This is a genomic window from Diplocloster hominis, assembly GCF_032380655.1.
Lineage (GTDB): Bacteria > Bacillota > Clostridia > Lachnospirales > Lachnospiraceae > Diplocloster > Diplocloster hominis.
Genome location: NZ_JAWDIY010000010.1, coordinates 77,051 through 90,634, shown reverse-complemented (window position 1 = coordinate 90,634; position 13,584 = coordinate 77,051). Strand labels below are relative to the sequence as shown.

Annotated in this window: 10 protein-coding genes; 2 read left to right on the top strand and 8 right to left on the bottom strand. The window is 45.7% G+C overall.

Translation table 11 applies throughout. The features are described from left to right. Positions 1-36: 36 nt before the first annotated feature. The 8 genes from ABC831_RS11380 to ABC831_RS11345 all read right to left on the bottom strand — a co-directional run bounded on the left by ABC831_RS11380 (position 37) and on the right by ABC831_RS11345 (position 9,428). Positions 37-1,281, bottom strand: a complete 1,245-nt coding sequence (locus ABC831_RS11380) for a Gfo/Idh/MocA family protein (RefSeq protein WP_343248245.1) — start codon at positions 1,279-1,281, stop codon at positions 37-39. Between the two features lie 146 nt (positions 1,282-1,427). After that, a complete protein-coding gene (locus ABC831_RS11375) occupies positions 1,428-2,252 on the bottom strand; it encodes a carbohydrate ABC transporter permease (RefSeq protein ID WP_343248244.1) in 825 nt (274 codons plus the stop codon). A gap of 1 nt (position 2,253) precedes the next feature. Then, positions 2,254-3,120 carry a carbohydrate ABC transporter permease gene (locus ABC831_RS11370; protein WP_158346256.1) on the bottom strand — a complete coding sequence of 289 codons (867 nt, stop codon included), beginning with the start codon at positions 3,118-3,120 and terminating at the stop codon, positions 2,254-2,256. Positions 3,121-3,296: 176 nt separating this feature from the next. Then, positions 3,297-4,688 (bottom strand): ABC transporter substrate-binding protein, encoded by a 1,392-nt coding sequence (locus ABC831_RS11365; protein ID WP_343248243.1) that lies wholly within the window; start codon positions 4,686-4,688, stop codon positions 3,297-3,299. A gap of 336 nt (positions 4,689-5,024) precedes the next feature. Beyond that, the gene (locus ABC831_RS11360; RefSeq protein WP_343248242.1) at positions 5,025-5,708 is read right to left on the bottom strand and encodes a hypothetical protein; all 684 of its coding nucleotides are present in this window, start codon (positions 5,706-5,708) and stop codon (positions 5,025-5,027) included. Positions 5,709-5,818: 110 nt separating this feature from the next. After that, the gene (locus tag ABC831_RS11355; RefSeq protein WP_343248241.1) at positions 5,819-7,051 is read right to left on the bottom strand and encodes an SPFH domain-containing protein; all 1,233 of its coding nucleotides are present in this window, start codon (positions 7,049-7,051) and stop codon (positions 5,819-5,821) included. 44 nt (positions 7,052-7,095) lie between these two features. After that, positions 7,096-7,236 (bottom strand): hypothetical protein, encoded by a 141-nt coding sequence (locus ABC831_RS11350; RefSeq protein WP_343248240.1) that lies wholly within the window; start codon positions 7,234-7,236, stop codon positions 7,096-7,098. Positions 7,237-7,322: 86 nt separating this feature from the next. Beyond that, the gene (locus ABC831_RS11345) at positions 7,323-9,428 is read right to left on the bottom strand and encodes a TIR domain-containing protein (RefSeq protein ID WP_343248239.1); all 2,106 of its coding nucleotides are present in this window, start codon (positions 9,426-9,428) and stop codon (positions 7,323-7,325) included. Positions 9,429-9,834: 406 nt separating this feature from the next. Between ABC831_RS11345 and ABC831_RS11340 the strand changes: the two genes are divergently transcribed. Then, entirely contained in the window at positions 9,835-11,643 is a 1,809-nt protein-coding gene (locus ABC831_RS11340) for a sensor histidine kinase (RefSeq protein WP_343248238.1), read from the top strand. Positions 11,644-11,685: 42 nt separating this feature from the next. Further along, positions 11,686-13,215, top strand: coding sequence for a response regulator transcription factor (locus ABC831_RS11335; RefSeq protein WP_343248237.1), 1,530 nt, complete (start codon positions 11,686-11,688; stop codon positions 13,213-13,215). Positions 13,216-13,584 lie beyond the last annotated feature (369 nt).

Sequence of the window (13,584 nt, the reverse complement as noted above, 5' to 3'; positions counted from 1 at the left end):
AGTACAACCTATGTACGATAAACACAAAACAGCAATCTATTCAAACTCCACAATCTCTCCCCCATGCTCCCTGGAATACTCCGCAGCAAACGCCATAATATGCCCTTGCAGAGACAATTCCGCGGAAAGCTTCTGGTTCTCCGGATCCGGATATGCCAGCGCGTGTACAAAATTCTGCATAATGCATTCATCCCCACCGGAATGCAAAGTCTTCGGCGTATGTACCTTCACTTCCGTCTCATTTCCGGAAGCAAAATCTTTGATCACAAATTTATCATCATCAATGCATCCCTCAATCTCGCCTTTTGTTCCCATGATCTTAGTCTGGCGAATGATATCCATGGTGAATGCGCTGGCCTGGAACGATACTGTGGTGCCATCCTCATATTCAATATTTACCACCTGACGTTCCACGGCATCATTATCACACTGATACACACAGCGGCTGTACGGGCTCTCCTTCAGATGTTCCAGGAATGCCTGCTTATCATCCGTACGCATCACGATATCCCTGAAATTCTGTCGGCTCTTTCTGTCTTCCAGATATTTGTATGCAGAATACATACAATCTTTGTTATGCGGACAGCCATCCATACAATTTTCAGCAGCCCCTTCCGGCATATTTTCTTTAGTAAAATAGGACAGGGAACCGAAGGAGGATATCTTCTTACATTTCTTACCGTTCAGCAGGAAATTAAAGATATCGGTGTCATGGCTGCATTTTGCCACGATCATCGGTGTTGTCTCCTTCGTATTATGCCAGTTCCCTCTGACATAGCTGTGGGCAAAGTGCCAGTATCCTATATTTTCGATATGATGAATCGACTTCACTTCACCGATCGTCCCCTTGTCGATCACATCCTTCATGGCCTTAAAGAAAGGTGTGTGCCTAAGAACATGGCATACCATCAGCAGGATTCCTTTTTCTTTCGCAGCCTCCACAATTTCCCGCGTCTTTTCCGCAGTCTCCGCCATAGGTTTTTCCAGCAGGATAGAATACCCTTTGCCGATACAGGCCATGGCCGGCTCATAATGTTCCTGATCCTGCGTGGCGATAATCACGCCGTCCAGCTCGGGGTTGGCATTCAGCAAATCATGCCAGTCGCCAAACCGCATCTGCGGCGGAATCTGATGGGCATCCGCAAAGGTATCTCTGCGGTCGGCCTGCGGTTCAGCCACACACACGAACTTTACTTCCGAGGGATATTTCAGTGCGTACGGCGCATAACAGTTTGCTCCCCGCTCCCCGGCTCCTATTAATCCCAGTCTCATCTGTCTCATAACCATTCACCTCAATTTTCAATTTGGGACATGTCCATTTCGATTTGGGACATGTCCATTTCAGTTTGGGACATGTCCATTTCGGTTTGGGACATGTCCATTCGGTTTGGACATGTCCCGGATCGAATTGGACATGTCCCCTTTCGTCAACCTTTGACTGCGCCGGATGTCATACCGGCAATAATGTACTTCTGGCCGAAGGCATAGACAATCATAATGGGTACGATAATCATTACCATGATGACACAAACCAGATTCCAGCTTCGCTGGAACTGTCCGAAGAAGCTGTACACCATGGTAGTCATCGGCATCTTTGAGGATGTATTCATGACATAGAACGGTGTGATAAAGTCGTTCCAGGCATTCATGAAGTTCAGGATAATCACCGTCACCGTAACTGGTTTTAACAGCGGAAATACAACTTTCCAGAATAAGCTGGTACAGTTACAGCCGTCTATGATGGCCGCCTCATCGATTTCTTTCGGTACCGTCCCGATAAAGCCGTAATACAGGAAAATACTGAACGGTGTCACCAGTGCGGAGTACAGAAGGATCAGACCCACTCTGGTATCCATCAGGCTGAAGCGCTGGAGTACCAGGATGGCCGGAACCATATTCAGAGGTGCTACCAGGCCTACCAGGAAAAAGTTATAGACAAACTTGTGGAGCTTCGTCCTTCTTCTGGACAATACGTAAGAACACAAGGCCGCGCCTACGGTGGCAATGATTACCGTGAACACGGATACGACCGCACTGTTCATGAACGCCCCGAAGATATTCACCTGTTCCATGACCTCACTATAATTGGTAAACACCCATTCCACCGGCAGAGCCAGCCGCATGGAGACCGAGTCCCCCTGGGTCTTAAAGGAATTTAGTACGATAATAATCAGAGGAATAAACACCAGGATGGAAATACACCATAGAATGACCGCCTTGACCACTCTCATAATCTTATGACGTCTTGACATCTCAATCTTCCTCCTTTGCCATCGCCCGCAGTACGCCGAACGCTACGATGCAGGTAAAGATAAACATGACTAGTCCCATCGCCGTCGAAAAGCCGTATCTTCCAGAACTGTATTCCTTGTAGATCACCGTATTGAGCACCTCTGTTTTCCGGGCCGGACCGCCGTTGGTGAGCACAAACACCAGGTCGAACACCTTAAGTCCGGCGATCAGGTTCAATACCAGGTTAATGGTAATGGAAGGTAACAACTGGGGCAGAATCACGTAGCGCAATTTCTGCCAGCTGCTGGCCCCGTCGATATCGGCCGCCTCCAGGTAGTCCTCGGAGATCGCCTGCAGGCCCGCTATGTAGATCACCATGTTCTGGCCCACCAGCCGCCAGATCTCGACGATGATGACGGCCACCAGCGCTGTGTTAATGTTGCCCAGCCAGTCGTTGGCGAGCCCCCCCAGGCCGATTGCCCTTAAAAACTCATTTACCACACCATAATCCGGGTTGTATATTGATTTGAAAACCAGTCCGATAATCAATGGGGATAACATTACCGGGAAGAAGAAAATGGTTCTCAATAGATTTCTTGTTTTAAACTCCTTATTCAGTGCCAATGCCATTCCAAGGCCGATTACATTTTTAAATATGGTTGTCGCGATTGCAAATATCAGTGTGTTGACAATAACGAGAAGGTAACGCTTATTTGTGAAAATGTCTATGAAATGTTGGAGGCCTACAAAATGAATCTGATCGTTAACTGCATTCCAGTCCGTGGTGGACAGTGCCAGCCCCATGAAGCTGGGTATCATGAAGAAAACGACGTACAGCACGAGCGGGAGGAGAATAAAATAAGATGGATAAATTTTTTTCTGGTTCATGTCTTACTCTCCTTTCTTTATTATTGCCTTGTATTTTAAGGCATACAGGTATACCCGTAGGGTGTTTCATTATCACTGCCTTGTATTTTAAGGCATACAGGTACAAACATCCCTATTTTTAAGGGGTGCCTCGTACGAGACACCCCGCTATATCAACAGACGATCTGAGCCGTCAATTAGAATCCCTCTACGCCTGCGTCTTTTGCAAGTGCCCTTCTGGAACTGTCAAACTCTTCCAAAACCTGCTTCGCAGTTAAGGAACCGGTAAACATTTCCTGGCAAAGCTCACTGATCTTGCCGCCATCATAGAAGAGTACGCTGGCTTCTGCGCCGGCAGCCTTCTTATCGCCGCAGATGGCCATAAGGTCTGTGAATGCTTTCGTCGGAGCTGCCGTGATATCTTTTACAGCAGACTGCATATACAGAGGTTTTTCTTCATACAGTTTCTTCACATTTTCCGGACGGGCCAGGAAATCAAAGAACTGTTTTGCTTCTTCAATGTGTCCGCTGTTTGCATTGATGCATTTGGTGGTTCCGCCTGCAGTCAGAGTTACATACTGATTGTCAACCAGAGGACTGGGGAACATGCTGTAGATATCAGGATCCAGGTCTTCCTTGAACTGGGTCTGGATTTCGTTCGGGTAAGAACCATGGATAATGATCATACCGTATTTTCCATCGGTCATTGCTTCATAGGAGTTATCGTAAATATTAGACATATGGTTTTCACCGAAGTAGCCGGCTTTTTCCATTTCCTGAAGCTGCTCTAAGGCGGTTACAAATTCAGGCACATCGGCAAATCCGATCTGGTTGGAATTCAGCTTATTGTAAAGTTCCGGATCATTGGCCAGAGCCAGCGCGCTGGCGCCTTCCATCCAGTAGTGGGTGTGCCACAGGTCTTTAACAAATTCGTATACCGGAGTGATGCCGGCAGCTGCCAGTTTGTCACAGGCTTCTTTGAATTCCGCATAGTTGGTGGGAACTTTGATTCCCAGTTCTTCGAACATCGCCGGCTGATACAGCACACCGTTCGTGTCATCCACACCCGCAATGTTCTGGGCATACAGTTTGCCGTTGTAGGAAGAGGTCTGGATCGCCCAATCTTCCTGGTTAGCTACCCATGCTTCGTTGGACAGATCTACCATGTTCTTTTCCGGGTTGAAATCGTTTAATTTGGTTCCGGAATAGGACATAAAGATGTCCGGGCCTTCGCCGGTGTTTAATTTGGACTTGATGATGGTCTGGTACTGGTCATCGGGGCTTAACTGGAAGTTGATGATGATTCCGGTCTCTTCTTCGAAAGCCTTTGCCAGATCACGGTCCACATCCTGGATCCAGTTCTGGGATGCCGCGAAGTTTAAGGTTACGCCTGCGGAAGCTTTGCTTCCTGTATCGTCTGCTTTCGCGTCGTCTGTTGCCGCTGCATCCGCTGCGGGAGCCGCTGATTCCGCCGGGGCTGCCGCGTCCTTGTTTTCTTCTGTTTTACTGCCGCAGCCGGCCAGCATTCCCATTACCATGGTTGTGCAAACAGCACAGGATAATAATCTCTTAACTAATTGTTTTTTCATATGAATCCTCCTTCATTGATTTACACAATTACTTGCCCTTTCCCTCTTGCTTGGCTTTCTTTGTTTTGTTGTACTCATTATAGCTTCGGGCGGAGGATATTAAAATGCACGATTCTGAACTGTTATGTGGACGATTTTGAACTCTTTTCTGAAATTCAGGTGGAACATGACACCGACGTATGGGAAATAAATATCTTGCGCCATAGTATAGACTCATTTATTCATAAAATGAGTATTATAAAACCAGAGGGGCAGCAGCATCTCACAATGCTTGTCCTCTCTGGTCATTTGATATAGATATAGCACGATACCTTCAGAAACCGATCTAGCTATCTGTTATTTATCGGTTTTTGATTGGATCTCCCTTTTTTTAACTAACTGTCCGATCCTACGGATCGCTCCCCGGATATCTTCTTTCTTTCCCCCCTCTATTTCGAGATGTAATTCTTCCAGCTTATTCGTAATAATCTGATCAATCTCCTGGGTTGAAGAACAACTAACCGGATCGGTATACTTTAAAATCTCACTGACTCTGCCAATCTCTTCTCTTAATTCCAGATCCTCCAAACTCAGTTCCATGACTTTTAAAGCAGCCTCCCACATTTTCACCGTCTGAATCTGCTTTGTTGATTTCTCATCGATGATCTTAATCCAGGAGACTCCGAATCCCGTCATCAGCATCAAGACTCCGGTTGTGCAAAACAAGATCACACATACCAGCGCCACCAGCCATACCGGAATCACGTAAAACACCATGCCAACAAGCCCCCAGACGATCTGCAGAAACAAACCGATTAATCCAATAAAAGCAACGTCCAGATCCAGAAAGCGGCTTTTTACTTTCCGGTTGGAACCACATTCTATCAAAGTAACACCAGCAACTGTCAGCGAAAACACCATACTAAATCCATAAGCGATAAAGAATGACTTAGTGCGTTCTACCGGTATTAAAAATACAACCATATTATAGATAATCAAAAATAAAATCCAGATTGATAGTAATACTTTTATCTTCTTCATCACTGCCTCCAGTGGCTCGATTACCGCGCCATATATTATACAAAAAAGGTAAACTGTTGCCTTTTCCGTATGCTACACAAAGGTATGGTTGAATTTATATTTGTTCAGCATTATCCATCCCTTCTGGTGCCGCACTTAGGACAGAACTTACCTTCCCGCTCGAATATAAAACCGCAGTTTAGACAGGACGGCATTTTCTTATTTTGGGGAGTCCCACACTGTTCACAAAATACTGCTCCAGACGCCAGTGCTGCTCCACAATTATCACAAAACTGAGGTTGAGACTGTGGCTGTGTTTGTGGTTGAGACTGCGTTTGGGGTTGAGGCTGACCTTGGGGCTGCACCGCCTCAACTGGAGATATGGCTCCAACAGCATTTTGAAACACTCCGCCTACCGCTGTTCCTACGGCTCCTCCCACTCCCGCTATCATTCCCAATCCGATACCCGCACTGCTGAAGTTCCCGGCGCCTTCATTCTCTGCGGCCTTCTCCGCCACGTCAAAACCTCTTTCCTGGCCGTAGGTATAACCTTCCTGTACACGCTTTTGGGCGATGGCCTGAGATTCAATGACAATCTTCTGCGCCTGTGTCTGCTGATCGATAATCTCAACCTGCTGCCTTAATTTTGCTTCCGCCACATCCGCGTATTGACGGAAATACAAGTCTTTGAACCGCTCATACTGAGAATCACCGTCGGGCTTTACCACCGTTGTCACAAAGTAACGCTCCAGGCAGATACCGTAGTCCATAAAGTCCGGTTTTAAACGTTCTTTCAATTCATCAGAAAATTGATCCAGATGTTCATCGATTTCAAATATATTAATTGCATTTGCCTTCAGTATCTGTGCAATGTAGGCTTTCACTTTTGTCATGAGAAATGCCCGGAAGAATTGTACTACCTTTGCCTGGTCCAGTACCTCCTCCGTTCCAACGATTTTTAATAAAAGTCTTCTGGAATCTTCAACCCGCAGGCTCATTTCTCCGGAAGCTCCGATGGAAATCGGGAAGTTATAGGTGGGCTCTATGTACTGAATCTTGGAATCCGTTCCCCATTTGATCGCCATCTGCTCTACTTTGTTTATAAAGTAGACTTCACAGTGAAATGGAGTTTTTCCATCCGTGGGGAGGTTGATCAACCTTCTCAAGATCGGGATATTCTGCGTCTCCAGTGTGTAGCGTCCCGGACCAAAAAGGTCAAGGGCCTGGCCGTTTTTGAAGAAGATGGCCTCCTGGGATTCGTGTACGATCAGTTGGGACATAGTGTTGAAATCTTCGCGGGGATGTTTCCATATGAATGTACTGTTGTCTCCCTCGTATTCGATGATTTGAATGAAATCGGGCATGATGTTCCTCCTTTGATTGTAGATTAATATATACTAATTAAATCTTAAGCATTTCTACTATAACAAATGTCATTATCCAGTTTCGGCAAAGTCATAACAGAACTGCAATACTGGCAGGTTCCCACCGACATCGTTTCATTGACATCCAGATCTCCACCGCACATTTTACATTTGAATATCGCCATGGAATCATTCTCCTTACATTTCTAAATATTTTTATATGGAAATAACAAACAGTATCATTAGGATACCTCATTATTGACGTAAGCCTCTATATGTGATCACTGTCTTCATTAAACTTCCAATATTCATCTGTCATCTTGTGCAGACCACCTCGGCCTATTTGATAAAAACGGATAACCAACCGCGAATCTTCCTCGTACCGTATTGTAAAAGTGCAATCCTGATTGTTTTCTGTAAGACATGTCCCTGTCATTACCTTCTCTTTATAGTCATATTCACCCAGTTTCAGAGAATTATATCGATAGATATATTCATATGCTTGTTTCCATTTATCATCCTGATAAATATAGATATTCTCGTCACTCTCATTAATCGATTTCCATTCCCCCTTAAAATCTTCTTCGGTCAGATTTCTGGTAGGGTCGTCTTTCGTCTCTTCATTTCCGATTATATCTATAGCCGGCTGGTATAAATTCTCCAAATCAATTCTGTTTTTTACGAACAGATATGATATAAAATTCATTTTGGCAATTTCTTCGTTCAGTTCCACGATTGTTTCTGCATTCTCCAGATTCAATTCCTGTAAATTAAGTTCCGCTATTTTATCGTTTATTTCATCCGCCGCAGGTTTACATAAATATGTCAAGACCGCAATAACGATTGCACATCCTATCATCACGAGAAGTGTGAATACTCTCTTTGCTTTTTTTCCCTCGGCGGCTTTCCGTTCATTCTCGATTCTTCTCTGTTCTGCCTCTTTTTTCTTTATTTCCTTATTCTGCTCCCACTTTTCTTGCTCTTCTCTTTCCGCCTCTTCCGCCCATTCCGAACACTGCACCGCTAATTCAGTCGAATCCAGGTAACCCTTAATACTCTCGAATTTCACCTGCGCGTTGCGCAAATTAAACTGTCCCCCCTTCTCCATTGTTTCTTTTGCCTTTTTATAGATTCCATCCAGCCGCTCATTCTCAATCCTATCCACGATCGCCTGATTATAAGCTGACACAATATCACGATAGGTACCATCAGCAAATCGCAACGCCTTCTGATAGTTCCCATTCTCGCTGATCGGATTCTCGTACTTACCGATCTTATCTTCCGTCCCGATCTGAAGCTCTATCATCATTTTCCCGATGTACGCCCTCGCGCACCTGGGATCCTGGTCCAGAACCCGCTCCAGCACTTCGTCCGCTTTATTCCAATCCAGATCTTCCAAACAAATAAACGCTCTGTCCAGCAATGATTCTATATTTACCAGATCACCGGCAGCCGGTTCTGTTTTCAATCTTTCAGCAGCCGGTTCCTCTAACATTTTCTGAATTCCCCGGATTAAATCCTGCATAAATCCAAGTCTCGACATATCCTGCGCCTGAAGATGAGAAAATTCCTCCGGCAAGTCATAGGGATCCATACCACGGTAGGCGGGTATCAGGATTTTTCTATCCCCCTGCTTGATCAGCGTCAGATAACGGCTCCACTCATTTTTCACCCAAGGCGAATTCACATATTCCGCTTTCGTCCCGATCACCACCATAACCTTCGCACTGTTCAGCGCAGCAAATATGTACGGCTCATAGGAGGTACCCAATTTATCTTCTAACGTTATTCTGGAAAAGAAGACCTTATACCCCATCTCTTCCAACTCAAAATACAATTCCTGTGCCAGCACACTGTCCTGTGTTCTCTTGCCGGAACTGTCCGTTTCTTTATAACAAATAAATACATCATAGGGCTCTTCCTGAGACGAGATCCTGATAATCTCTTTTTGGATGCCGTCTATCGCCTCTGCTTCCGCTTCGTAGACTACCCGCGCATTTGGATCCGCATTCTTTATGGCCGCTTTATAATCCTCATCTGCAAATACAGACTCCAGCCGGGTTCGGTTACAGGTCGGTATCCTCTTATGGGTATCTGGATCCTCCACATATTCGATACCATATTTACACAACACCAGAGACCAATAAGCCTCTGCGTCTGTGGGATCTTCATTCAAAATCGTCTCATAGATATTCATAGCCTTGTCAAATTCATCATTTCGCCGGAAGTGATTCGCACGGTCATACATATTTGCCTTCCTGTCATTATCAAGCTTAGGCAAAGTCATCACAGACCCACAATACTGGCAGGTTCCCACCGACATCGTTTCATTGACTTCCAGATCTCCCCCACACATCTTACATTTAAAAATAGCCATAACGCTTATCCTCCCACTGTCAATATCCCTGAAAGCTTCATAAACTCTAATACGATTAATCACTATGTATCGTATTTTTCCTTTATATACTGTTTATTGTAATCGCTTTTTATTTGCTCGTCAATATTTACAATTTTTTGTTCTTATCTGCCTGAGTTTTTGTATTTATTAACTACGTGAAAAGCATAATTCTACTTTTTTATTCCTATGAGTATTTGCAGCTGTTTTTAGCTGCTTTTGTGCAATACATAAATTAGTCAACGAGGAATTTTCGAGCGATCATATTTTTTATCTTTCTTTCCCTACATTTTTATGCTATATTAACACTTAGATAATACGTGAATACAAGTAATCCCTTTCCCCTCAAAGCAAAAGCTTCCTGCATATTAATATGAAAGGAGCTTCCATGAAACCCAGACAGTTCACGTCCATAAAGACTAAAATATTCGTATCCTATGGTTTCATCATATTGATACTGATTATTTTGGCCAGTAATCTTTACTATTTCACTGCATATCATGCTTTCCTTGAAAATTACACCACCAGCTCCAAGCAGCTCTCTAAGATCGTATCGCAGCAGATCGACAATCACATCCAGCTCGTCAACGATCTTCAGAAAAAGATCCTGGAATCCAATGATATCAGGGATTACATATTCGAAGGTGCAAACCAGGGAGATCCCGCTGAAGACCGCGCTTTCCAACGGATGATCTACATGATTACCGGTTACGATATGTCTTTTTATCATATGAATATCCTGGATCTTGAAGATAATATCCTGATTCCATTCGGCGCCCGTTATGATTCATTTTCCTACAATCTGACGCCGGAAATACAAAGCTCTGTGGTCGATCCCGCCATTGCTCTGCGCGGAAGCCGGATGATCATCGCACCAGGTAAGGGCAGTCTGTACAAGGTAGATCCCGACGTGGCTACCTTGTCTTTTGTGCGCTCTTTTCCCAGATACAGCGATTCCCTCTCCGATCCCAAAGGGATCATTGAATTTCAGATCGACATCCACACCATCGACCAGATCATTCACAACGTACTTCTCTCTTATGATAATAAGGCCGAATCCGTATACATTTACGATGAAAATCAGGATCTGATCTACCCGGAACAGACGTCTGAGACGTTAAAGGATTTCTATATTAACCTGGATACCTCGATTGAGACAGATTTCAGAAATCCAGAGACCAGGGAGTCTGAGCTGGTCACTTCCTTTCACTCCACAAATACCGGTTTCACAGTTTTCATCGTAACTCCGGAGACGTCTCTGTTAAACGATAAGATGTTCTTCCGCAATATCGGCCTGCTCATCGCCTTCGTATCCCTGCTGCTGCTGATCACCATCACTTACCGGCTCGCCGACAGTATTTCACTCCCCATCATAAAGTTAAAAGACAGCATTTCAAAATTGCAGCTGGACACTATTTCCCAGGAGTCCCAGTATCAGCCCAAAAGCAATCTGAATGAGCTGGAGCTGCTAAGCAGTGCCTACAATCACATGCAGCTGCGTCTGAAGGAATCCCTGGATGATATCGTTCAGGCACGTACGCTCTCGATTCATTCTCAGATTATGGCCCTGCAGGCCCAGATGGATTCCCACTTTTTGTATAACACCCTGACGATAATCTCCATTATCGCTGAGGAAAATGACGACCTGCAGGCTTCCGAAATGTGTCTGAAGCTCACCCGAATGCTGCGGTACATCACCGAAGATTACTCCATGACTACCACCTTCTGCGGGGAACTGGAGCACGCCCATAATTATACGGATCTGATGTCCATACGATTCGGAGACAAGATCCATTTTGAATACCATTCGGACCCGGCCCTTGACAAACTGCCGATCCCCAGGCTGATCATACAGCCCCTGATCGAGAATTGTGTAAAATATTCCAGAAGCGACGATCATGTGCTGTACGTATCTATTGATTCCTTCATCGAAGATGATTTCTGGTTCACCAGGATATCCGATAACGGCCCAGGCTTTACCGAGGAATCCGAAAATTCGATCTATCAAAAAATACAAAAACTGGACAATGAATCGGAATATCCCCAAATCACAATCAATGGAATGGGTGTGGCCAATATCTATCTCCGTCTGAAGCTCTTCTATGAAAATTACTTTATATTCCGGATCGAGCATCCCAAACAGGGAGCGTCCATACTGATTGGGGGACAGTTGAACAATCTGAACACCGACACCTGAATTTATGGCGCGGAAACGCGCCGCTGGAGGTAAATATGAATTATGAAGAAAACTGAAATTACCGTGATAATTGCGGAAGACGAACCGATTATTCTAAATAACATAGCTAAAAAAGTAAAAAATACCGATACACGGATCCAGGTTATCGGAAAAGCACAGAATGGACGAGAGACCCTGGCCATCCTAAACAGTCAAGTTCCCGATCTTCTGATCACCGATATAGAGATGCCGGGCATGAACGGCCTGGAACTGATCCGGGAAGTGCGCAGGCTCTATCCCCAGGTACACATACTGATCCTAAGCGGATACAGTAATTTTGAATATGCCAGAACCGCCATAAAGTTCGGTGTGGATGATTATCTGCTAAAACCAATTTCCCAGAGTGATCTAAACGTTGTCCTGACCAAGATGACGGAGACCATTCTGTCAGAAAGACGGCAGTTTGAACGGAACATCCTATCCCGGACCCTCCACGGGGACTCGCCTGAAATCCTCAGCCCCAGCAGTTTTCCGGATAAAAATTTCCTGATGATTCTGGTGCTCCTGGGCAATCTTCCTTCCCGCTATGCCGCGCTCATTCACCCCGCCAACGTACGTGACCTGTGGGAACGAATTGACTTCAACACATTTTTTTCCGTCCATGCAGAAATCGATCATACCTGGATCATCGATGAGGCCAATCCCTATCAGAAGTTTATCATCCTCCACATTACGGATCAGGAAGTCCGCCCGGCGCTGATGGCCATGCAGCTGAACAACTTTGTTCTGGAATCCGGTATCACCATGCCTTATCACATCCTGTTTCATACCGTCACCATAGGTTATCCCCAGATATGGGAAACAGCGCGGGATATGCGCACCGCGCTGCCTCAATATGTATCCATGTACTCACAGAACTATTCGCTGTATCCGGAAGGGGCCAAGTGTCCGGTCCCCGACCAGCAGCAAAAAAGAGATCAGATCAATTTCCTATACCAGCTGCAGAATGACACTTCCTATCTGCAGTATGTAACATCCACCCTGGACGCCTATGCGGAAGCCGGATTCGTCCAAAGTATCACCGACGACTTTATCCGTGAAGTATACCATGCCCTGCCCGTACTGTTCAAGGTCGATGACAAGGCCGCCCTGGCCGCTATGTCGGACACGTTATCCCACTTGAACACTTGCGAAAACGGCGGACTGTTGAACCAGCAAATCCGCATTTCCATCGAAAATATGCTGCAGACCCAATCCTCCGCCGCCGGAAGTGAGCATCTCTATCACCAGCTTAAGCACTATATTGAAGTAAATTACAACCAGAAAATATCCCTGGACGACCTGTCCGACCGCTACGGCTACACCCCGTCCTACATTAACCGCCTGTTCAAAAAAGAGTGCGGCATATCCCCCCTCCAATACCAGACCAGCCTGCGTATCACAAAAGCCAAAGAACTCCTAAGCACCCAGGCGGACATCGATATCAAGACCATCGCCTCCACCATCGGTTACGAGGATGCCAGATATTTCAGCCGGGTCTTCAAAAATGAGGTTGGAACTGCGCCCAGTGAGTGGGGGAGGAGTAAAGGCTGATATCGGTCCGGCGTGAAAACGGACGGGGGGACGGGGCGGGGGACAACGCTTCGGCAGTGAAAAACTTCGGGACGGACTAAGAGCTATGAGCGGGGGCGGGAAAGAACCCCTTATTACATTTTTCTACGCAAACTCGCTGCGCTCAGACATGCTCCGAAAAACGGGGGTTCTTTCCCGCCCCCGCCCATAGCTCTAAGTCCATCCCTCAATGTTTTTCACTGCCGAAGCGTTGTCCCCCGCCCCGTCCCCCCGTCCGTTTTCACGCCTGCTTTGGTGCAGGCTTAATGTTCATGTCCACTATCTCTCTTATTTATCATTCCTCACTGCTGTACAAGAAACTGGATTATCCTTAAAGCGGGGGCGGGAGTG